Below are 20685 nucleotides of genomic sequence, written 5' to 3'. Positions count from 1 at the left end.
CCTGGCGGTTACCTGTCGGTCGCGAGGGAGATGATGCCGTAGTCGTAGGCGTGGCGCCGGTAGACGACGCTGGGGCGGCCGGACTCCTTGTCCTGGAACAGGTAGAAGTCGTGCCCGACGAGTTCCATCTCGAACAGCGCGTCGTCGATCGTCATCGGCTCCGCCGGGTGCACCTTCTCCCGGGCGATGTGCCACGGCTGCTCGTCGCGCTCCTCCTCGACCCGCTCGGCGACGGCTGTGCCGGCGCGGGCACCGTCACCCGGCGCGCTCAGCGGGGCGGCCACCAGGTCCGCGACCGGCAGGCCGGCGGTGGCGGCGGCGACGGAGATCGGCGCGTGCCGACCCCTGTGTACGCGACGGCGGTCGGCCGCACGACGCAGTCGGGTGTCGAGCTTCGCGATGGCCGCGTCGAGCGCGCTGTAGAAGTCGTTCGTGCAGGCCTCGGCCCGGATCACGGGGCCCCGTGACACGCAGGTGATCTCCACCCGCTGGCAGTGGTCGGCCTGGCGCGGATTGCGCTCGTGAAACAGCTCGACATCGATGCGAATCAGTTTGTGGTCGTAGCGTTCGACCTTTGCGAGTTTCTCGGCTACATGCACCCGGTAATGGTCCGGCACTTCGACGTTGCGGCCCTTGACCACGATGTCCACGTGACCTCCCTTGTTCGGCCGTCTTCGATCCGGTAACCCGGTCGTACGCCGTGGGGAGACCCGCTGGCGTTGACCGGTCAGTACGGCTACGCCTCCTCTCACCGCCGAGGGCGGGATGGAAAGACCTCCTACCCCCGACAGCGAAACGCTAACTCCTGTTCCTGTGCCAGTCACCCCGTGTTGCCAAGACCGCCCCGGAATTTCCGTGGCTCATACACCAACGGGTGAAACGGAAACACTGTCGGTTACGAGTGGTGTCTCTTCTCGGTCGCCGCGAGCACCGCGGCGACAGTCGGCGCCCACCCGGTGCCGGCCAGCACCCGGGCCGCCGCGGCGAGGGTGACCCCTGTGGTGACGATGTCGTCGAGAAGCACCACGACGGGCGCGCCGCCCGGCACACCGCGCCGGCCCGCCGCCCGGGGCCGGGGCCGGAACGCCGCCTCGGCCGCCGCCGCGCGGCCGGCGCTGTCCAGGGTCACCGAATCGGGCCGGGGCAGTGCACGCAGCGGCCAGTGCACCCGTACCGGCCAGCCACCCCTGCTCAGCCGGGCCGCACAGTGCCGGGCCAACCGGCCCAGATGGTCGCCGTAGCGGGCCCGGGCGGCCGCCGCGGTGTCCGGCACCGGCACCAGCGCCAGCGGACGGACCTCACCGACCGCCGCCGCTACCACCTCGGCGAGCAGTCCGCCGAGCGGGCGGGCCAACCCGTGCCGGCCGTGCTCCTTGTACGCCAGCAGCGCCTCGCGCAGCGGACCGGCGTACGGACCGAGGGCGACGCAGGGCGGCAGCCCCGGCGGGGCGGGGGTGGGGCGAACCGACCGGGGACGCAACGCGGCCAGCGCCGTCTGGCAGGCCGGGCAGACTCCGTGTCGCAGACCCGGGTGGCGCTGCCGACAGCCCGCGCAGTCGGCGGGCAGGACCAGGTCGGCGAGGTCCGCCCAGAGCCCGCCCATCGTGTCAGTAGAGGAAGAACGGGGCGGACGGGTTGCTCGGGCGCACGCCGGCCGGCGGCGGGGCGATGCCCCGCACGCGGTTGGGCTCGATCCGCTCGAACGGGCTGCTGCGGTAGGCCACCCGGTTCGCCTCGTACATGTAGGCCCCGCTGGGCGCACGCACACTGCGGTTGGTGGGGTACGCCGCCAGGTGGTTGACCTTGGCACCCACGTCGGTGCGCAGCGGTGTCTCCAGGGCGCCGTCCACGCTTGTCTCGTAGATCGCCGGCTGCCCGACCGACCCGGCCACCACCAGCCGATCCTCCCTGATCCAGTCGACAGCGGTCAGGCCGGTCAGCGAGGTGACAAGCGCCCGGGGCGGGCCGACGGACACGCCGCTCCCGGCGCCTTCCAGGTTGACCGCCGCGACGTAGAGCTGGCCGCCGGCGATGAACGCGATCCGCTGACCATCAAGCGCTGCGGCCACCGCTGTGACGCCTGCCGAGGGCAGATTGAGGGGCACCTCGTACATCCGGGCGGCCTCGTCGAAGCGGTAGAGGCGGCCGTCGGCGACCACCAGACCCTGCGCGGGACGGGAGTCGACAGTCCGCAGCCAGACCGGGCGGCTGATCGAGGCGTACTCGCTGCCGCTCCGGTTGACAACTGCCACCGGAGCAGCGCCGGCGCCCACCGCGAGTCGCTGCCGATCCTTGCCGCTCGTCACCACCATCGCGGCGAGGATCCGACTGTTGGCCCGGGCCAGGCCGGCGGAGACGATGTTGCGATTGACCTCGTCCGCCACCGGCACCTCGCCGCTGGGCTCACCGACGAAGTCGAGCGGACGGATCGCGCCCTCGTAGACGCCGAACCGCTGCGGGCTCTCCGTCACCGGGTAGAGCGGAACGGCGACCCGACGCTCGTTCAGGTTCTGCACGGGCTGCGAGTTGTTGCGGATCTTCAGCTCCAACTCGCCCGGCAGGTCGCCCAGCGACCAGGCGAGCTGCGTGATCAGCTGGTCGATCCTGTTCTGGTCGTCACCGGACATGTCCAGGTTGACCTCCCACCGGTTGTTCGCACCGGTGGCGTTGTTGATCAACTCGGTGCCGTCGGGCAGGCCGACGACGCCGGGGCGCAGCCACTCGGACGGGCCACCGACAAGCCATTTCACGACCTCGTTGACCCGCCGCTCGTCCGGCACCGCCAGCGGCAGGTAGCGCTGGTCCGGCACCAGTCGAGTGCGGTCGGAGCTCCAGAAGTAGATCGACTCGTCCTGGTAGTACTGCTGGAGCGCCACGTCGCTGAGCAGCAGGACGTTCGGCGCGTCCAGGACGTACAGGCCGGCACGCTCGTCGCTCTCGGTGCTGCCGAACGCCGCGCTGCGCAGCCGGAACTCGTACTCCGTCTCGGTCGCCACCGGCGGAGCCAGGGTGCCGTTGGTCCGCAGCACGCCGATCTGCTGCACGGCGATCTTGACGGTGGTGGTCGAGTCGCTGTTGAGGGTGAAGACCGAATCCCCCAGCCGGACCACGGTCAGCGCGACCTCGCTGCCCTTCTTCACCTGGAGGCGGCTCTTGTGTTCCGGGGCGATGAACTGCGTGACGCGCTCGTAGGCCCGGTCCGGCTCGCCCGCGGCGGCGGACAGGAAGTTACGCACGAACGCCTCGGTGTCGCTGCCGCTGGCCGTCCGCGACGGCGGTTCGCTGCGTCGGCCGTTTACCGACCCGGCCTCGGTCGCGGTGCCGGCCCTGCCGTCCACCCGCACGTCGGACGCCGCCGGGATGCCACACCCGGCGCTGAGCATCAGCGCCGCACCGAGCGCGCCGAGCAGCGGCCGGGCCCTCACGAGCGCACCTCCGCGGGCTGCTCGTCCTCGGTCACCGTCGGGCCGATCGCCAGCGCACCGCCCGTGCCGGGCCCGATTGCCAGCGGGCCGCCATCGCGAGGGCCACCGAACGGCAGCGCCGCGTCGGCGGGCACCAGGCGCAGCGGAGAGGTGGTCAGCCGGTCACCGGCACGGGCCGGCAGGGTGAGCCGGAACTGGGCGCCCTGCCCGGGCGCGCCCCACGCCTCCAGCCAACCGCCGTGCAGACGGGCGTCCTCCAGGCTGATCGACAGGCCCAGCCCGGTGCCTCCGGTCTGCCGGGCACGGGACGGGTCCGCCCGCCAGAACCTGTTGAACACCAACTTCTCCTCGCCGACCTTGAGCCCCACACCGCGGTCGCGGACGGTGATCGCCACAGCGGTCTCGTCGATGCCGAGAGTGATCAGCACCGGTCGGGCCTCGCCGTGCTCGACGGCATTGCCGACCAGGTTGCGCAACACCCGCTCGACGCGGCGCGGGTCGACCTCGGCGATCACCGGGGTGCCCGGCAGATCCAGCTCGATCGGGACGCCCACCCGCTCGGCCAGGCCGGCCAGCCGGTCGACCACCCGGTGCACCACAGGCACCAGGTCGGTCGGTTCGGCGTCCAGCATGGCGAAGCCCGCGTCGAACCGGCTGATCTCCAACAGGTCGGTGAGCAGCTCCTCGAAGCGGTCCAGCTCGGCTTGGAGCAACTCGGCGCTGCGGGCCACCGCCGGGTCGAACTCGTCGCGCTCCGCGAAGATCAGGTCGGCCGCCATCCGGACCGTGGTCAACGGGGTACGCAGCTCGTGCGACACGTCGGAGGTGAACCGACGCTGCAACCGGGACATCTCCTCCAGGCGGAGGATCTGCCGTTGCAGGTTGGTCGCCATCTGGTTGAACGAGGCGGCGAGCAGGGCGAGGTCGTCCTCACCGTTGACCACCATCCGCTGGTCGAGCAGGCCTGCGGAGAGGCGCTGGGCGGTGCGCGCGGCGACCCGGACCGGGTTTACGACAAGCCGGGTGACAAGGGCGGCGAGCAGGCCCAGCAGGATCACCAGGGCGACGCCGGTGGCGACGACTGTGGCTCGGGCATCGGCCGCGGTGGCGTCCTGCCGCGTCAACGGCACGAGGTAGTAGAGCTCGATCTGGCCGAAGCGGGTCGGCACCGGCGAGCCGTACACCAGGTATTTGGTTGCCTCGCCGGTGAGCCGACCGGTGCGGATCTGGCTGGCCACCTGGCCGTTGGCGACCGCGGCTCGCAACTCCTTGCTGATCAGCGGCTGGACGTTGGCCACGGGCGCCGTGCGGGTCTGGATGACGGCGGGGTAGCCGTCGGCGGTGATCGCCACGACCACCCCGCTTGTCTGCTGAGGGTCGCCGCCGGCCAGGTAGTTGACCGTGTCGTCGATGGTCTCCTGGAGCTGCGCCTCCTGCGGCTGGCCGTAGAGGGAGACCTGCTTGGCCGCGTAGCCGGCGCCGCCCTCCACCCGCTGCCGGACGTCGGTGCGGGCGTTGTCCAGCAGGATCGTAGTGATCTTGTCAGCGATCAGGTAGGCGAAACCGCCGACCAGCAGGCTGGACGCGACCAACGTGATGGTCACCACACGAACCTGGAGCGAACGGCGCCAGGTCTTGTGCACCCGGGCCACCACCCGGGCGGCCCGCCCGCTCACCGCACGCCAAAGCTCCCGGCCAGCGCCGGACGGGCGGATGGCCGTGCTCTGGGGGTGCGGGGGCGGGGGGATCGACACAGTGTGACCAGGTTATCCGGTCCCCGCCTTGTAGCCCACGCCCCGCACGGTGAGGATGATTTCCGGCCGCTCCGGGTCCGGCTCGATCTTGGCGCGCAGCCGCTGCACGTGCACGTTGACCAGGCGGGTGTCGGCCGCGTGCCGGTAGCCCCAGACCTGCTCCAGCAACACCTCGCGGGTGAAGACCTGACGCGGCTTACGGGCGAGCGCGACGAGCAGGTCGAACTCCAGCGGAGTCAGCTTCACCTCCTCGTCGTTGCGGCTGACCGTGTGGGCCGGCACGTCGATGGTGATCTGGTTGCCGGGCGGCCCGATGGTCAGCATCTCCGGTGCCACGTCCTCGCCCCGGCGCAGCCGGGCCCGCATCCGGGCGACAAGCTCCTTGGGCTTGAACGGCTTGACCACGTAGTCGTCGGCCCCGGATTCCAGGCCGAGCACCACGTCGACTGTGTCGCTCTTGGCGGTCAGCATGACGATCGGCACGCCGGATTCGGCCCGGATGGACCGAGCAACGTCGATGCCACTCATTCCGGGCAACATCAGGTCGAGCAGGACGATATCTGGACGACTGTCGCGAAAAGCCGCCAACGCCCGCTCGCCGTCGGCCACGAACGAGGGCAGGAAACCCTCGCTGCGCAGCACGATGCCGAGCATCTCGGCGAGTGCGGGGTCGTCGTCGACCACCAGTACCCGGGCTCTCATGGGATTAATATTGCATCCTCATTCAGTTCGGTGGGACCGGCGTCAACCGGCACGGACAGCGCCGCCGGTAACACGTGCATCCCGACCTGCGGCGGCGGCGCCACTTGGGTGCGGGGAACTCGGCGCGCACAGATCCGCACCGGGCTGCCACCATGATCCCCCTTCGGCGCTGCCCGGCGCCACCGCAACCTCCGGCCGGTCGCGCTGTCGCGATCACGACGGACGATGAATGGCCGACCCCGGTGGTCCCCGCCGACGGCCACCCCGCTGGTAGGCGACGACGAAGAGTGGAAGGATCCCCGCCGTGAAGGGACTCCTGCCGTGGCTGACGGTGCTGGCCGTGGTGCTGCTGCTCAGCGCACTACGCATGCGGGCCCTGGCCACCGTCGTGTCGGTCGGCTGGCTGGCCTGGTGCGTGTGGACGTGGATCCGCCCCACCCGTCGCCGCCCTCGATCGAGCTGAGCACCCCGGAGACGACGAACCGGGCCGGCTGCGAACAGCCGACCCGGTCCGGAGGTGTCGATCAGTAGCGGTAGTGGTCCGGCTTGAACGGGCCCTCCTGGGAGACGCCCAGGTACGCGGCCTGCTCCTTGGTCAGCGTGCTCAGCTTGGCGCCGAGCGCGCCCAGGTGCAGACGGGCGACCTTCTCGTCCAGGTGCTTGGGCAGCACATAGACGCCGATCGGGTAGTCCTCGGTCTTGGTGAACAGCTCGATCTGGGCGATCGTCTGGTTGGCGAACGAGTTCGACATCACGAAGCTCGGGTGGCCCGTGGCGTTGCCCAGGTTCAGCAGGCGGCCCTCGGAGAGCACGATGATGGCGTGCCCGTCGGCGAAGCGCCACAGGTCGACCTGCGGCTTGATGTTCACCCGCTCGACGTCGGAACGCTTGGCCAGGCCGGCCATGTCGATCTCGTTGTCGAAGTGACCGATGTTGCCGACGATGGCCTGGTGCTTCATCCGGGCCATGTGCTCGTTGGTGATGACGTCGAAGCAGCCGGTGGCGGTGATGAAGATGTCGGCCTGCTCGACCACGTCGTCAAGTGTCGCGACCTGGTAACCGTCCATCGCGGCCTGGAGTGCGCAGATCGGGTCGACCTCGGTCACCACGACCCGGGCGCCCTGGCCACGCAGCGACTCGGCGCAGCCCTTGCCCACGTCGCCGTAGCCCATCACGACGGCCATCTTGCCGCCGATCAGCACATCGGTGGCCCGGTTGATGCCGTCGATGAGCGAGTGCCGGCAGCCGTACTTGTTGTCGAACTTGCTCTTGGTCACCGAGTCGTTGACGTTGATGGCCGGGAAGAGCAGGGTGCCGGCGCGGTGCATCTCGTAGAGCCGGTGCACGCCCGTGGTGGTCTCCTCGGTGACACCCTTGATGCCGGAGGCGATGCGGGTCCAGCGCTGGTTGTCCTCGGCAAGCGAGCGGTGCAGCACTTCGAGGATTACCGCGTACTCCTCGGAGTCGGCGGACTCGACAGGCGGCACGACCCCTGCCTTCTCGAACTCGGCGCCCTTGTGCACCAGCAGTGTGGCGTCGCCGCCGTCGTCGAGGATCATGTTCGGGCCCTGCCCGTCGGGCCAGGCGAGCACCTGCTCGGTGCACCACCAGTACTCCGACAGCGTCTCGCCCTTCCAGGCGTACACCGGGACGCCTGCCGGCGCCTCGGGGGTGCCGTTCGGGCCGACCACGATGGCCGCGGCGGCGTGGTCCTGGGTGGAGAAGATATTGCAGGACGCCCAGCGGACCTGCGCGCCGAGGGCGACAAGTGTCTCGATCAGGACGGCCGTCTGGATGGTCATGTGCAGCGAACCGGTGATCCGCGCGCCGGCGAGCGGCTGCGCCTCGGCGAACTCCCGACGGATCGACATCAGGCCGGGCATCTCGTGCTCGGCGAGTTGGATTTCCTTCCGCCCGAATTCGGCAAGCGACAGATCCGCCACCTTGAAGTCGCCGTCGGCGAGCGTGCTCGGCCGGGCCTCGGACGGCGAACCGCTGGCGGATGCCGGGAGGGTGCTGGTCATAAAAGCTCCTGTCGAACGATGTCTGCGCCGACCTTCCACCTTACGCGCGCCAGCGACGGGCGCAGGGGACGGACTGCGGACAGCGCACGGGGCGGTCGGTTGTGGACAGACCTGCCGCCCACTTCCGCCCGCCCCGCGCATCCCCCCGGTTTGGTTCCCCGCACGTCGTCGGACCGTCGTCGCGATAACGCTGCGTACTCATAGAGTCACACTCGGAGAATGCAGCGTCAAGCTATTCCGGAAAAGTCGGACTTGCGCTGTCCGGCGGGCTGCGTCAGCGCAGTCCTGACGTCGCCACGTACGCCTCACCGGCACCGCTGACCCGCAGCGGCTCCCCGGCCGCCGTGCCGATCGCCGCCTGACCGGACACGAGCGTCAACGCTCCCGCCCCGTCGTCCACCGTGACCGAGCCCGCGCCGCACAGCACCACCCGAGGGCCGGGCAACGGCAGCGTGACCTCCGGCACGGCGGCGTCAACCCGCACCCGGTGCAGCGCGAAGTCGTCCACAGGCACCGGCCACCAGTCCACCCCGGGCCCGACCGGCTCGGGAGCGCGCACCGGGTCGTGGAGCACCTCGAACCGCAGCACCCGCAGCAACTCGTCGACGTCGACACGCTTCGGGGTCAGGCCACCGCGCAGCACGTTGTCGCTTGCCGCCATGATCTCCACACCGCAGCCGCTCAGATAGGCGTGCAGGTTGCCCGCGGGCATCCAGATGCCCTCCCCCGGCACCAGGCGCACATGGTGCAGCAGCAGCGCCACCAGCACACCCGGGTCGCCCGGATTGCCCGCCGCCAGCCGGCGGGCCAGATCCGCGTCCGGGCCGTCGGTCGCCGCCGCCAGCACCGACCGCAGCAGCCCGTCGCGCTCGGCGGCCGGCCAACCGAGCAGCGTCCGCACCGCCGTCCGCAACCCCGCCGGACCGGCCCGCAACGCCTCGACCACAGGTGCCAACGCCGGTACGCCGAACGCCGCCAGCGCCTCCGCGGACTCCGCAGGAGGCCGGAAGCCGCACAGCGCCTCGAACGGCGTGAGCGCCACGAGCAACTCCGGCTTGTGGTGCGGATCGGAGTAGTTGCGCTCCGTCTCGGGGCGGCCCGCCTCCGCCGCGAAGCCCATCCGGGCCTGCTCGGCATCCGGGTGGGCTTGCAGGCTCAGCGGCGAGTCAGCGGCGAGGACCTTGAGCAGGAACGGCAGTCGGGTGCCGAACCGGTCGGACACCCGCTGGCCCAGCCACTGCCCCGGCTCGTCCCGCACCAGGTCGCACAGGCTCACCCGCAGGCCGGCGCGCTCGACCGTGGCCGGGGCGGCCGGGTGGGCGCCCAGCCACAGCTCCGCCTCCGGGCCGTCGGTGGGCGCCGGCCGCCCCTGCAGGAGCGCGATGGCCGAACGGGAACCCCACGCGTAGTCACGGATCGGTCCATACAGCGGTTCCACTCGTCAGCTCCTGGGCCGCCCGGCCGCCTCGTCCGATGCGTCCTGCGACTGTGGTACGGCGGTGTCCGCGGCGGCGCCGGTGCCCGCCTTCTCGGCAGCGACGCTGAAGATGTCCGGCTCCAGGTAGATCACTCGGGCGATCGGCACCGCGACGCGGATCCGCGCCTCGACGGCGTTGATGCCACGGGCCAACTCGCGGGCGCTCTCCCAGGTCGGCACGCCGATCTTCGCGGCCACCATCAGCTCTTCCGGGCCGAGGTAGAGCGTCTTCATGTGGATGATCCGCTCCACCTCGGGGCCGGCGGTGATCGCCCGCTCGATGGCGTCCAGATCCTGCTGTTCGGCACCCTCGCCGAGCAGCAGACTCTTGGTCTCGATGGCCAGCACGATGGCGATGAGCACCAGCAGGATGCCGATCATCGCGGTGCCTGCGGCATCCCACCGGCCGTTGCCGGTGATCAGCGTCATCGTCACGCCGAACAGCGCGAACACGAGACCGACAAGCGCGCCGAAGTCCTCCAGCAGCACCACCGGCAGCTCCGGCGCCTTGGCCCGGCGGATGAAGCGCACCCAGGACTGCTTGCCCCGGGTGAGGTTGGACTCCTTGATGGCGGTCCGGAAGGAGAACGACTCCATGAGGATCGCCGCCACCAGCACGACCACCGGCAGCCAGTGCCAGGACTCGATTCCGCCCTCGTGGCCCCACTTGTGGTACGCCTCGTAGAGGGCGAAGAGGCCACCGATGCTGAACAGCACGATGGACACGATGAACGCGTAGATGTAGCGCTCCCGGCCGTACCCGAACGGGTGCTCCGGGGTGGCGGCGCGCTTGGCCCGCTTACCGCCGAGCAGCAGCAGGGCCTGGTTACCGGAGTCGGCGACCGAGTGGACCGACTCGGCAAGCATCGACGACGAGCCGGAGAGCAGGAACGCAATGAACTTGGTGACGGCGATACCGACGTTCGCCAGCAGAGCGGCGACGATTGCCTTCGTCCCACCTGTCGCGCTCACGCCGCCACTCCGCTGCGCGTCGCGGCGACCTGGGACGCCCTACGTTCGTTCACTGGTTCGACAGCTCCTTCATCTCGGTAATGGCCGGAACGGCCATCGGGTCAAGCCCGTGAGCCAGAGCAAGATAGATCGAGGCGAAATCCGGTACGGCGATCAGCGACGCCAGCCGCTCCAACGCCGACCCGCCCTCGGCGGTCACCACGTCGCAGCGCACACCGCGACGCTCCGCGAGAGTCTGCACCGCGTCCGCGCGCCGCTCCTCGACTGCGAAGGGCTCGTCGGTGTCGTCCTCGGCGTTGAGCCCGCCGTCGCGCAGCAGCACCAGCCGCAGCCGGGTCCCCTCGCCGTCGTCCTCCGCCCGGTCGGCGAAGATGTCGCGCTCCCCCTCGGCCAGGCCGCCGAAGACGCCGTCCAGCAGACCGACGCGGCCCCGACCGGCCTCGCCGAGCGCCCCGGTGACCACCGGGTAGCGGGCGTTCGCGGACAGGGTGTCGCCGAACCGGCGAGCGGCAACGGTGGCAAGTGGTGACGAACCCCAGACGATCGGGACCGAGCCGGCCAGGCCCAGCGCCAGCGCCTTCGCCGGGTTGACGAACGACTCCGCGGTGGAGCGGCAGCGGTCGGCGTCCGCGTCGAGCCGCGCCGCCGTCTCCGCCAGGTCCGCCTCGTTGACCTTTACCAGCCCGAGCGAGCGGGCGGCGAGCAGGACCGGCACGGTCAACGCCCAGAGGCTCGCCCGCGCCGGAGCACGCCGGGGCACCGGAATGAACGGCGCACGGGCCCGCTCGGCCACCGACTGCAACTGCGAATCCGGGGCACCCACTGCGACCAGCCGCGCGCCCCGCCGGTGCGCGGCCTCGGCCGCGGCCAGCGCCTCCGGGCTGCGACCGGACGCGCTCACCGCGATCACCACGTCGGCGGCACCCACCCAACCGGGTACGCCCGAGCTGCGGTGCCCGATGATCGGGACCGGGCAGCGTGGCCCGGCAACCGTGGCCAACACGTCACCGGTCCGCCCGGCGGTGCCGATGCCGGCGATGACCACGGCCCGCGGCCGCCCGTCGTCGGCAAGCACCGCCAGGTTCGCCTCGGCGGCCAACGCCGCGCTCTCCCGAACCTGCGCGCCGGCCGACGCGGTGTGCCGCAGCATGTCACCGGGGTCGTGCTCGGCAAGCGCCGCCGGGTTGTCGAGCAGGGCCTCGTCGGCCTCGCGGCGCCCGCTGACCCCCGCCGTACCGTCGATCATGAGGACTGCCCGGGGCCGCCACGTGCCTCGTCGAGAAGCAGCACCGGCACGTCGTCGCGGACCTCGAAGATCCGACCACACTCCGTGCAGGTGAGCGTCTGCGCCTCGGCATCGTAGGTCAGCGGGGCGTGGTGCGTGTCCGGACAGGCAAGGATCTCAAGCAACTGCGGATCCAGGGCCATGGCGCGGCTCCTTCCACGAGTGCGGGGTCACCGGCGGCGGTGCCGACCGGCGCAGGCGATCTTATCGGCGAACGCGGTCGAGCACGTCGTCCCGCAGCGAGATCATCCGCTCGCGGGTGGGTGCCTCGACATTGAGCCGCAACAACGGCTCAGTATTGGAGGCGCGCAGGTTGAACCAGGCGCCGTCGGGGAAACGCAACGTCAGACCGTCCATCTCGTCGGCCGTCGCATCCGGGTACGCGGCACGCACGTCGGCCACCGCCGCGGCCTGGTCGACCACCGTCGAGTTGATCTCGCCGGAGGCGATGTAGCGCTCGTACTCCCCGGCCAGCACGGACAGCGGCAGCGACTGCTCGCCGAGCGCGGCCAGGGTGTGCATGGCGGCGAGCATCCCGGTGTCGGCGAACCAGAAGTCCCGGAAGTAGTAGTGCGCGGAGTGCTCGCCACCGAAGACGGCGTTGGTACGGGCCATCTCCGCCTTGATGAAGGAGTGCCCCACCCGGGCGACCACCGGCTCCCCACCGTGCTCGCGGATGATCTCCGCAACCGCGCTGGAGGTGATCAGACCATGGATCACCGTGGAACCCGGGTGCTTCGCCAACTCACGTGCGGCGACCAGGGCGGTGATCGCCGACGGCGAGACCGGCTCACCCCGCTCGTCCACCACGAAGCACCTGTCGGCGTCCCCGTCGAAGGCCAGCCCGATGTCGGCCCGGTGCTCGACCACCGCGCGCTGGAGGTCGACCAGGTTCGCCGGGTCCAGTGGGTTGGCCTCGTGGTTGGGGAACGTGCCGTCCAGTTCGAAGTAGAGCGGCACGATCTCCAGTGGCAGCGCCGACAGAGCCGCGTCGCCAAGCACCGTGGGGACGGTGAAGCCGCCCATCCCGTTGCCGGCGTCGACCACCACCTTCAGCGGCCGAATGCCGGACAGATCGACAAGCTTGCGCAGGTAGGAGGCGTAGTCGGGCAGCAGGTCACGCCGCTCGGCCGGCCGGGTCGGCTCACCCGCCGGGCGCGACGCGCCCGAATCCAGCAGCGCCTGCGCCCGCTCGCGGATCTGCGCCAGCCCGCTGTCCTGGCCGACCGGCCGGGCACCCGAGCGGCACATCTTGATGCCGTTGTACTGCGCCGGGTTGTGACTGGCCGTGAACATCGCACCGGGCAGATCGAGCGAGCCGGAGGCGAAGTAGAGCAGATCGGTGGAGGCGAGCCCGATCTCGATCACCGAGCGGCCCTCGGCCCGGACCCCAGCGGCGAAGGCGGCTGCCAAACCGGGCGAACTGGCCCGCATGTCGTAGCCGACGACCACCGCGTCACCGGGCTCGTCAGTGGTGTTGAGCAGTTGGGTGAATGCGGCACCGAGCGCCTCGGCGACCCGTTCGTCCCACTGGTCCGGCACCGTCCCTCGGACGTCGTACGCCTTCACGATCTGGGACAAATCAGACACTATTTCCGCTCCTTGGCCGCAGGTTTCCAACGAACCTGAGCGTAACGGAGCGCCCGGCCCGGACCCCGCTCAGCCGGGGAGCCGGGGCATGAACACGGTGTGATCGCCGCCGTCCTCAGGCGGAGGCTGGTCACCGGGGAGCGGCCGAGCATCCGGAGTGCCCGCGGCACCTGGCATCGGCTGCGTCGCGTCCGGCGGCGGCACGGCCGGTCGCGACCCGTAGACCCCGCCGGTGGCGGGCCGGGGCGACGGCACCACGCCGTAGCCGTCGGCCGGCTGCTGCTGGCCGTACACCGAGCCGGGGCGACCGGGCACGGCCGGCGACCCGCCCCCGGACCGGTAGGTGGTGCCACCGGGGTTGCCGGGCAGCGGGCCCGGCTCGTCGGTCGGCGTCCGGTCCTGCCGCGAGCGGCGGAACAGCAGCACGATGAGCAGCAACCCGACAGCCACCATCGCGATGCCGAAGAACATCACAGGCGAACCCCCACCGGACGACTCGGAGGCGGCCGACACGGTGCTGGGCGCGGCGGAGACGGCGCCCAACGCGGCCGGGTTCACCGCATCGGCTGGCGTCGTGACCTCGGTGGGGCTCGGGGTGGGCGTCGGCTTCTGCGACGGAGTGGGCGACGCCGAGACCCGCGCGCCGGTCACCCTCGCCGTGTCGGCCCCCCGAGCCAACTCCTCGCCGGCCGCGGTGGCACCCAGCCCGGTCACCACGAGCCGACCGCCCGGAGCACCGGCGGCGAACGCCACCCGGTAACGCACGGTGATCCCCTTGCCCCTGCACAGCCTCGGCTTCGCCGGCGACGTCTGCTCGGTCGCGACGCTGCCGCCCCCGCCGGACACGGGCACCGGGAACCAGTGCCCGCCCGCGTTTACCTGAACCGTCACCTGGCCCGGCTCAAGACCCTCAAGGCGCAGACCCAGGGCGGTACGCAGCAGGACGCACCCGTCGGAGCGCTTGCGCACCGCGACGTTCACCCCCTGCGCCGACCCGCCGGCGGCGAAGCTGCTGGCAGATCCGACCCGGACCGAGTCATCGGCGGCCAGCGCCGGCGACGCACCGAGCATCACCAGGCCGCCCACCAGACCGCAGATGGTCGCGAGCCGTGCCGCGCGTCGACGCACCGACATGATCACCTCACCGTTCCTCCCCGGGTGGGGTCCGCGGGCCAGGCTACTACCAGGCCACCTCCACCACCGGTCATAGAGCGGCCCAAATGTGTGCGGCGTTACGGTTTACGGGCCCGACTCGCCTACCTGCTGTGGCCTGCCGAATTGCCGGCTCCGGACGGGCCGCGACGCCCGGCTAGCGCGCCCGCGCGAGGGCGTCGCGACACAGCCGATCGGCGGTACGCGTGGTCTCCGGCAGTCGGTAACGCGGGGTCAGTGCGAGCACCTGCGCGTTGGCGTTGTCCAGGCTCATCCGGTGCCCGACGCTCACGAAGACCGGCTTCACCCCGCCCCGGGTACGCAGCACCCGGCCGACGATCTCGTCCCCGTCGCGCAACGGCGACCAGGCACCCCGCTCGACGGGCGGCGGATCCCACCGACCGACCAGCGGCGTCTTCCCCACCCCGATCGCGGGCAGCCCGGTGACCACACCAAGATGGCAGGCGAGCCCGAAACGGCGCGGATGGGCCAGCCCGTGCCCGTCACAGACCAGCAGGTCCGGTGAGGTGGTCAGCCGGTCCAGCGCGGCGAGCAGCGCGGGCAGCTCACGGAACGCGAACAGGCCCGGAACGTAGCCGAACGCGGGCCGGCCCACACTGACGGCCGAGTCCACCACGGCCAGCGTCCGGGCATCCAACACAGTCACGGCCGCCGCGAGAAGGTCACCGCTCTCCTCGTACGCGACGTCTAGGCCAGCCACCGTCGCCGGCGAGGTCGGCCCCGGCCCCACCACGTCCACCAGCGGCCGCAACCCCTCCTGTCTGGCCACCGCCTCCGCCACACTGCCCGGCGAAGGCAACCCCGGCGTCGGCGTCGGCGTCGGCGTCGGCGTCGGCGTCGGCGTCGGCGTCGGCGTCCATGATCCACTCGACATCGCCGATGTCGGGGTATTCAAGGCCCCCGGATACCCCGACATCGCCGATCCGGAGTCGATCACGGCCGAGAAGGCCCATCGACGGGGCCACCGCTGGCCGTGCCGTCCAATTCGTCCTGTTTGGAAGATCCGATCGGGGCATCATCAACGGTGGAGCTGGCCGCCACTTGCGACTCGGCGCCAGCACTGCCCCCTTCGGCCCGATTTGTGGTGGCGCCAAAGGCGACCGCGAAGGCAACACCGATGGCGACGCCGAAGGCAACGCCGCCTGCCGAGCCGAACAAGGGAATGCCGATCGCCAGACCGATCAAGATGCCAGCCGGCCACGCCCAGGCATTGGACTTGCCGCTCCTCGTGTCGGATTTCGCCATGCACCGATGTTATTCGGCGCTGCACCCCTCCAGCGCCATGAGGTCCCGCTCCGTCTCGTCCACGTGCTTCGCGTCGCCGCCGAAGACCGCCTGCCCGTAGCGCTCCTGCACCCGCGTCAACCGAGCATCCACATCCGCGCAGCACGATGACGTCGCCCTCGCGTTGCCGCCCCCGTACGTCACCTCGAAGGCCCGGCCGACAAGTCGGGATCGGCGCCTGGATCGCCGGCAGCCCGTAGCTGTTCCTCGAACATCACGAACGTTCGCTGGCGAATCCCCCGGATTAGTGCCTGCTCCTTCGGGGTCAGGTGGCGCCCCTCGATCTTCGCCGCATCCCTGAGTGCCTGCACCGTCTCGTACAGGGCGAAGATCGGCCCCTCGCCCTCGAGATAGTGAGCTCTGAAACGCTCCACCTCCTGCACGAAGTCTTCGGGCGTACGTCGAAAGATCTCGCCCCCGACACCGAGCGTGATCTCCACGAAGATGTCGTTCTTCTCCTGCCAGCCACCTGTCTGGATGGAGACGCGCCATACCCTTGCGCCCCCATCTGCGGTTTCCACGATCTTTACTGGGGATTGGTAATAGAGGTAGTAGGAGGGAAGTGAAAGACCTCCGGACACTAGGCGTTCTCCTCGAAGGTTGACTGCAGCGCCTGCCAGAACAACTGTTGCTCGCGACGGCGGACACCTCCTGTGATCGCTCGCTCTCGCAGCATCAACGCCCGACCGTCAGCTTGAGCGAGGGCTTCAATATCCCGACGCACCTCATAGAGCACATGCTCCCAAACTGCGACCGCGTCGAGCGCCGCCAGGTGCAGGCGGAACTCAGCCAGGTGGCCATTGCTCATCTGCAACACGAGTTGCACGTCCCGATAGCCGCTGTCCATGGGCGATACGAAGCGGTCATCGCCCCTCACGATCACGACGTCGGGATGTTCACGTATCCGCGTGAGCGCCCTGTAGAGGTCTTCGAGGCAGCGAAACTCGACCTTCGCGGCGGCCAGATCGAACAACCTGGAAGCGTCGCCCTGATACTTGTCCAGCTTATCGTCAACCCGACGACGATCCTTGGGTTGAAGGCGCCAGCCAGGTTCACCAACACGAAGACCCCCGACTTGAGCGAGGGACACGGCCAACTGATTCAGCTCCAACTGAGCATCAGCCGCCGCCTCATAGAGGTCGTCGAGGTAGTGCTGCCGGTAAGACCGGTCGGCCTGACGATGCTTGTCGAAGCCTGGCTGGGTTGCCGGGTCATCTGGCAACTGGAGACTCGCGCTGATCTGCCGCTGCTGGTCCGTGAGAGGAGTCGGCTCGGGTTGGTCCACGCCCCTGTTGGCTGCAGCCGGCAATCCCGCCGCCTCCTGTTGCGCGACGTCGTCGAGTACCTCGGCGAGGACGTCGATGGCCTGCTGATGGCCGGCCAGGTGGTAAAGGGTCAACGGGCGGGCGGTCAGCGAGTTCGCGAGTTCGGGTGTGGACAGGATCATGCGCGCCAGGTCGGGATGCCGCACCTGCCGGGCCAGGTGCTCGGCCAGTTCCGGCTCGTTCGCGGGCGGCTCCCTCCGTGTGCGGTCGAGCATGTCGCGGACCCGGGCGTCGGAGAACAGCCGCGCCACATCCCGGGCCGCCGCCTCGTCCAGTTCCGGTACCAGGCGACGGAGCGCAGGCGGGTCCACCTCTGTGACGAACTCAAGGGGACTCACCCCGGCCGTGAAGACGTCGTCCAGACTGCCCGCCGTCGCAATGACGCGCGCCGGACCGCCGCCCGAGGGACCATCCTCGGCACGTCGGGGCGAGGGGTCAGCCTGCTCGGCGTCGTACGCGGACGAGGCTGAACCGGGACCGTCCAGGAGCAGGTACATGCGGTTGATGTACGGGTCGCCGTGGCTGCCGTTGTCATGTGCGGGTGGATGGTCCGGCAGGTCGGGGCGTTCGCTGAACCGGCCCCGGGGCAGCCCGCCGAGCGGCATCGGCCGGCCGTCTCCGCTCAGCACGAGCGCGTCGATGCCGATCACGTCGGGGTACAGCGGCCGGTCCAGGACGGCGCCGGTCTGCGGGTCGACGTAGAGCACAGTGCCGTTCTGGTTGAGTGCCACCCATGCGTGCGAGCCGCCGTGTGGCCATTCGGTGACCAGGAACGCGTAGCTGCCGTGGCCGCCCAGCAGCAGTTGGTCGTGCAGGTTGCGGTAACCCCGGTCGGCGGCCTGCCGCGCCTGCTCCGGATGGGACCACTGGCCCGGTGGTGGGGCGAGGACCTGCTGGAAGCGTCCGCCGGTCACATCTTCCACCCGGCCCGGGCCGCCCGCCTCGCCGCGGATCGGGCGTTGGATGTCACCGTTGAGGTAGCCGTCGAAGGTCCGGGGCGCCGACACCCTCGGTCGCCCGTGCACCCACGTCTCGAACAGCGACAGCGTGCAGTCCAGGCAGTTGATGCCCCGGGTGGCGTCGGCGCGGGGGCCGCCGTCGTTCAACAGGCGGAACCAGCCGCCCCGGCGAGGATCGGCGGTACGGGTGACGGAGCCATCCCGCTCGCGGGGCATCTGCCGTTCGACGTCGACCTGGTGCAGGGCCAACGGCGGCCGCAGCCCTCCGGGTTGCCCGTACGGTCGGGAGTCGTCGATCGGCGCAGGACCGTCGTCGCCGGTGAGAGCGGACCGGCTGGCAGTCTCCACCGCGCCGAGCGCGAGGGCGCCCACGTCGGTGTTGGTGTGCTCGAAGCCGGCGACGTCGATGTCCACGACCGGCGGCGCCTTGGTGCCGGCCAGCACCGCGTCGACCAGGTCGCGCCACTGGGCGTACGCGCGCGCCTCGTCGTTGGCGGCGCGCTGCCAGCCGTCGGCCCACTGCCGGTGGCCGGCCCGGTGCAACTGTCGGGCGTAGGTGGCGTACTCGACGGCTCTGCGATCGTGCTCTGCCGCCCAGGCGCGCAGTCTGTTGGCCTCTGCCTGCCGTCGGTTGTTCTCGAACCCGGCCCGCTGCGTTTCGTAGTGGAGCTGGTAGCGCCGCCGCTCGACGGCTTCCGCCTCGGCCGCCCAGCGGGCCGCGTACCTGTCGTGGTCGTCCTGCGCGGGGACCGTCGGATCGCCGAAGGCCACCACGTCGAAGGGGACCGACGCCCGGCCACGGGCCGGATGAGGGGGTACGCGGGCCGGCGCTGATGGCTCGCGCGGCGACACCGAATGGTGGCCCACTGCCGAACCGCCTCCCGGCCCCGCCGTGACACCCGAGGTGGCGGCGGAGCCGTTCGGCGCAGCGACCGCCTGGCCGGTCGACGTGGGCGGCGGCGCCGCTGCGGTGGGGGCCGTCGAGGTGGGTCCGGCGTGTGTGACAGGCGGCCCGGGTGTGCCTGTCGCTGCCGACGTGCCGGGCGACGCGGGCCATGCTGTCAGGCCGTTGCTGCTCGGCGCGAGGCCGTTGCCGCTCGGGGCGAGCGGGGTAGCCGCGTGCGACGCGGTCGGACTGCCCGGGAGCGCCGGATCCACCGCCACCGAGGAGAGCCGCGGATCCGAACCAACCGAGCCAACCGAGCCAACCGAGCCAACCGAGCCAACCGAGCCAACCGAGGAGAGCGTGGGATCGGTCGGGAGTGCCACTCGGGCCGGCCCGTCGTCCACCCTGGCCAGCTCGACAGCACCTGCCGACGGCCGGCCCGGGTCCGGTCCGGCGGACTGCGGCGGCCCGTCGCCGTCGACGGCCGCGGACGCCGTCAGCTCAGCGCCGAGCGGCGTCGCATGGTCGACTGCCGTCGTCACCGGCGCGGCGACCACCCCCGCCCCCACCGGCTCGCCCGCCCCCGACACCGACACCGAAGGCGCAGACACCAGAGGCGCAGGCTCCAGAGGCGCAGACATCAGAGGCGCAGGCAATGGCGCAGGCCCCGAAGACGAGGACCCCAGGGGCGAAGACCCCGAGGACGAAGCGAGCCCAGGCGTCGGAGACGCGGCGTCCACGGGAGGGACGACGTGGGTCGGCGGGAGGAGCTGGCCGGCGAGGGGCGCCCCGGCGAGGGCGTTGGCCTGCGCGTGGAGACGCGCCTGCAAGGCGTGGTCGGCCTGGGCGGTCGCCGATCCGGTGGCCCCGGAGGCGGCGGCGCGTGCCGCGCCCTCCAGTGAGGTCAGGCCCTGGCCGGTGGCGAGGCTTGCGGCGGTGTCGGCGAACACCTCGCCGGTCATCTCCCGCCCCAGGTGCTCCCCGATCCGTGCCGCTCGGCCGGTCGCGTGCCGGCCCAGGCCCGCCAGCGGCGCCACAGTCCCGCCGGCGAGTCCGCCTACCGCTGACGCGCCGAGGTCGGTGAGGTCCAGGCCGTGTGCCCGCCCGGTGGAGTTCTGGTACGCCTGAGTCGCGAGGGTGACGCCGGCCTCCTCGGCAGCCTCCTCCACTCCCCCACGGGCGGCCCGCTTGGCGAGCCCACGCACGCCACCGCGGACGACCTCCTTGGCCGCACGCTCGCCGGCCTCCTTGAGCCCGTGTTTGAGGGTCTTGGCGGCCAACTGGCCCATCAGTCGCTTGAAGATCTGTTGGATCAGCAGCCGGGTCGCGGTGATCGCCGCACCTGCGGCGGGGGTCGCGGCCCCGGCGGTGAACACCGCCGCCACCGCCACCGAGAGCAGCTCGATGACCAGGATGCCCAGCTCGATCCAGACTTCGAGTTTGGCGCCCTCGATGTCGCAGCCGCACTCCTCGACCAGCCGGCCGAGGTCGGCGGTGACCGCGAGCAGCACGGGCAGCGGAGCGTCGGTGCCCTCGGCGATCCCCCGCCAGGCCGCCTCGAACGCGGCGTTGACCGCACCGACGCCCCCGTACCCGCTGCGGACCTCGGCGGCGGCCGCCGCAGCGTCAGCGTGTGGGCCGGCGAGCACGGTGGCGACGGCGTACCACTTGTCGGCGATGTCCCAGACGGCCCGCTCGTTGCCCTCCGGCCACTGCACGCCGACCACCCAGTCGAGGGCCTCGTAGATCCAGCCCGGAACGTCCCAGGGTGCGTAGTCAAGTGGGTGCGGAATCGGGCTCGGCAGCACGCTCATCGGCTTCGCCAGCCG

Annotated in this window: 18 protein-coding genes; 1 reads left to right on the top strand and 17 read right to left on the bottom strand. The window is 71.1% G+C overall.

Annotated elements, in window-relative coordinates:
• Nucleotides 1-8: 8 nt before the first annotated feature.
• The 5 genes from hpf to mtrA all read right to left on the bottom strand — a co-directional run bounded on the left by hpf (nt 9) and on the right by mtrA (nt 5881).
• Nucleotides 9-650 carry a ribosome hibernation-promoting factor, HPF/YfiA family gene (hpf, locus tag ACFY2Q_RS06170; protein ID WP_387128084.1) on the bottom strand — a complete coding sequence of 214 codons (642 nt, stop codon included), beginning with the start codon at nt 648-650 and terminating at the stop codon, nt 9-11.
• Nucleotides 651-895: 245 nt separating this feature from the next.
• Complete coding sequence (locus tag ACFY2Q_RS06165; RefSeq protein WP_387128083.1) at nt 896-1603, bottom strand: ComF family protein; 708 nt, start codon at nt 1601-1603, stop codon at nt 896-898.
• A 4-nt stretch (nt 1604-1607) separates the two neighbouring features.
• Complete coding sequence (locus ACFY2Q_RS06160; protein ID WP_387128473.1) at nt 1608-3383, bottom strand: LpqB family beta-propeller domain-containing protein; 1776 nt, start codon at nt 3381-3383, stop codon at nt 1608-1610.
• 38 nt (nt 3384-3421) lie between these two features.
• Nucleotides 3422-5179 carry an MtrAB system histidine kinase MtrB gene (mtrB, locus tag ACFY2Q_RS06155; RefSeq protein ID WP_387128082.1) on the bottom strand — a complete coding sequence of 586 codons (1758 nt, stop codon included), beginning with the start codon at nt 5177-5179 and terminating at the stop codon, nt 3422-3424.
• A gap of 12 nt (nt 5180-5191) precedes the next feature.
• A complete protein-coding gene (mtrA, locus tag ACFY2Q_RS06150; protein ID WP_007455837.1) occupies nt 5192-5881 on the bottom strand; it encodes an MtrAB system response regulator MtrA in 690 nt (229 codons plus the stop codon).
• 304 nt (nt 5882-6185) lie between these two features.
• Between mtrA and ACFY2Q_RS06145 the strand changes: the two genes are divergently transcribed.
• On the top strand, nt 6186-6344 hold the full coding sequence (locus ACFY2Q_RS06145; RefSeq protein WP_387128081.1) for a hypothetical protein: 159 nt from the start codon (nt 6186-6188) through the stop codon (nt 6342-6344).
• A gap of 61 nt (nt 6345-6405) precedes the next feature.
• Here ACFY2Q_RS06145 and ahcY read toward each other — a convergent pair whose 3' ends face one another.
• The 12 genes from ahcY to ACFY2Q_RS06085 all read right to left on the bottom strand — a co-directional run bounded on the left by ahcY (nt 6406) and on the right by ACFY2Q_RS06085 (nt 20670).
• On the bottom strand, nt 6406-7905 hold the full coding sequence (gene ahcY, locus ACFY2Q_RS06140) for an adenosylhomocysteinase (protein ID WP_387128080.1): 1500 nt from the start codon (nt 7903-7905) through the stop codon (nt 6406-6408).
• Nucleotides 7906-8179: 274 nt separating this feature from the next.
• Nucleotides 8180-9343, bottom strand: coding sequence for a mannose-6-phosphate isomerase, class I (gene manA, locus ACFY2Q_RS06135; RefSeq protein WP_387128079.1), 1164 nt, complete (start codon nt 9341-9343; stop codon nt 8180-8182).
• A 3-nt stretch (nt 9344-9346) separates the two neighbouring features.
• Entirely contained in the window at nt 9347-10354 is a 1008-nt protein-coding gene (locus ACFY2Q_RS06130) for a cation diffusion facilitator family transporter (RefSeq protein ID WP_387128078.1), read from the bottom strand.
• Between the two features lie 49 nt (nt 10355-10403).
• Nucleotides 10404-11600, bottom strand: coding sequence for an SIS domain-containing protein (locus ACFY2Q_RS06125; protein ID WP_387128077.1), 1197 nt, complete (start codon nt 11598-11600; stop codon nt 10404-10406).
• A complete protein-coding gene (locus ACFY2Q_RS06120) occupies nt 11597-11782 on the bottom strand; it encodes a Trm112 family protein (protein WP_091394023.1) in 186 nt (61 codons plus the stop codon). The genes ACFY2Q_RS06125 and ACFY2Q_RS06120 overlap by 4 nt, the downstream gene beginning before the upstream one ends.
• Before the next feature lie 61 nt (nt 11783-11843).
• A complete protein-coding gene (locus tag ACFY2Q_RS06115) occupies nt 11844-13229 on the bottom strand; it encodes a phosphomannomutase/phosphoglucomutase (protein WP_387128076.1) in 1386 nt (461 codons plus the stop codon).
• A gap of 69 nt (nt 13230-13298) precedes the next feature.
• Complete coding sequence (locus tag ACFY2Q_RS06110; protein WP_387128075.1) at nt 13299-14363, bottom strand: hypothetical protein; 1065 nt, start codon at nt 14361-14363, stop codon at nt 13299-13301.
• Nucleotides 14364-14538: 175 nt separating this feature from the next.
• Nucleotides 14539-15183, bottom strand: coding sequence for a deoxyribonuclease V (gene nfi, locus ACFY2Q_RS06105; protein ID WP_387128472.1), 645 nt, complete (start codon nt 15181-15183; stop codon nt 14539-14541).
• Nucleotides 15065-15355 (bottom strand): hypothetical protein, encoded by a 291-nt coding sequence (locus tag ACFY2Q_RS06100; RefSeq protein ID WP_387128490.1) that lies wholly within the window; start codon nt 15353-15355, stop codon nt 15065-15067. Before ACFY2Q_RS06100 ends, nfi begins: the two co-directional genes overlap by 119 nt.
• Nucleotides 15336-15647, bottom strand: a complete 312-nt coding sequence (locus ACFY2Q_RS06095) for a hypothetical protein (protein ID WP_387128074.1) — start codon at nt 15645-15647, stop codon at nt 15336-15338. Before ACFY2Q_RS06095 ends, ACFY2Q_RS06100 begins: the two co-directional genes overlap by 20 nt.
• 179 nt (nt 15648-15826) lie before the next feature.
• On the bottom strand, nt 15827-16207 hold the full coding sequence (locus ACFY2Q_RS06090; protein ID WP_387128073.1) for a hypothetical protein: 381 nt from the start codon (nt 16205-16207) through the stop codon (nt 15827-15829).
• Nucleotides 16208-16266: 59 nt separating this feature from the next.
• The gene (locus tag ACFY2Q_RS06085) at nt 16267-20670 is read right to left on the bottom strand and encodes a toxin glutamine deamidase domain-containing protein (protein ID WP_387128072.1); all 4404 of its coding nucleotides are present in this window, start codon (nt 20668-20670) and stop codon (nt 16267-16269) included.
• Between the last annotated feature and the right edge of the window lie 15 nt (nt 20671-20685).

It is taken from the genome of Micromonospora sp. NPDC000316 (assembly GCF_042898885.1).
Taxonomy (GTDB): Bacteria; Actinomycetota; Actinomycetes; order Mycobacteriales; family Micromonosporaceae; genus Micromonospora.
This window is presented reverse-complemented; position numbering and strand designations above follow the sequence as displayed.

Bases quoted from the DNA above. Each gene is read 5' to 3' on its own strand.
- ACFY2Q_RS06085 (WP_387128072.1), bottom strand. From the start codon at position 20,670: ATGAGCGTGCTGCCGAGCCCGATTCCGCACCCACTTGACTACGCACCC.
- ahcY (WP_387128080.1), bottom strand. From the start codon at position 7,905: ATGACCAGCACCCTCCCGGCATCCGCCAGCGGTTCGCCGTCCGAGGCC.
- ACFY2Q_RS06100 (WP_387128490.1), bottom strand. From the start codon at position 15,355: ATGGGCCTTCTCGGCCGTGATCGACTCCGGATCGGCGATGTCGGGGTA.
- ACFY2Q_RS06125 (WP_387128077.1), bottom strand. From the start codon at position 11,600: ATGATCGACGGTACGGCGGGGGTCAGCGGGCGCCGCGAGGCCGACGAG.
- ACFY2Q_RS06165 (WP_387128083.1), bottom strand. From the start codon at position 1,603: ATGGGCGGGCTCTGGGCGGACCTCGCCGACCTGGTCCTGCCCGCCGAC.
- ACFY2Q_RS06160 (WP_387128473.1), bottom strand. From the start codon at position 3,383: ATGCTCAGCGCCGGGTGTGGCATCCCGGCGGCGTCCGACGTGCGGGTG.
- mtrA (WP_007455837.1), bottom strand. From the start codon at position 5,881: ATGAGAGCCCGGGTACTGGTGGTCGACGACGACCCCGCACTCGCCGAG.
- ACFY2Q_RS06120 (WP_091394023.1), bottom strand. From the start codon at position 11,782: ATGGCCCTGGATCCGCAGTTGCTTGAGATCCTTGCCTGTCCGGACACG.
- ACFY2Q_RS06095 (WP_387128074.1), bottom strand. From the start codon at position 15,647: ATGGCGAAATCCGACACGAGGAGCGGCAAGTCCAATGCCTGGGCGTGG.
- ACFY2Q_RS06110 (WP_387128075.1), bottom strand. From the start codon at position 14,363: ATGTCGGTGCGTCGACGCGCGGCACGGCTCGCGACCATCTGCGGTCTG.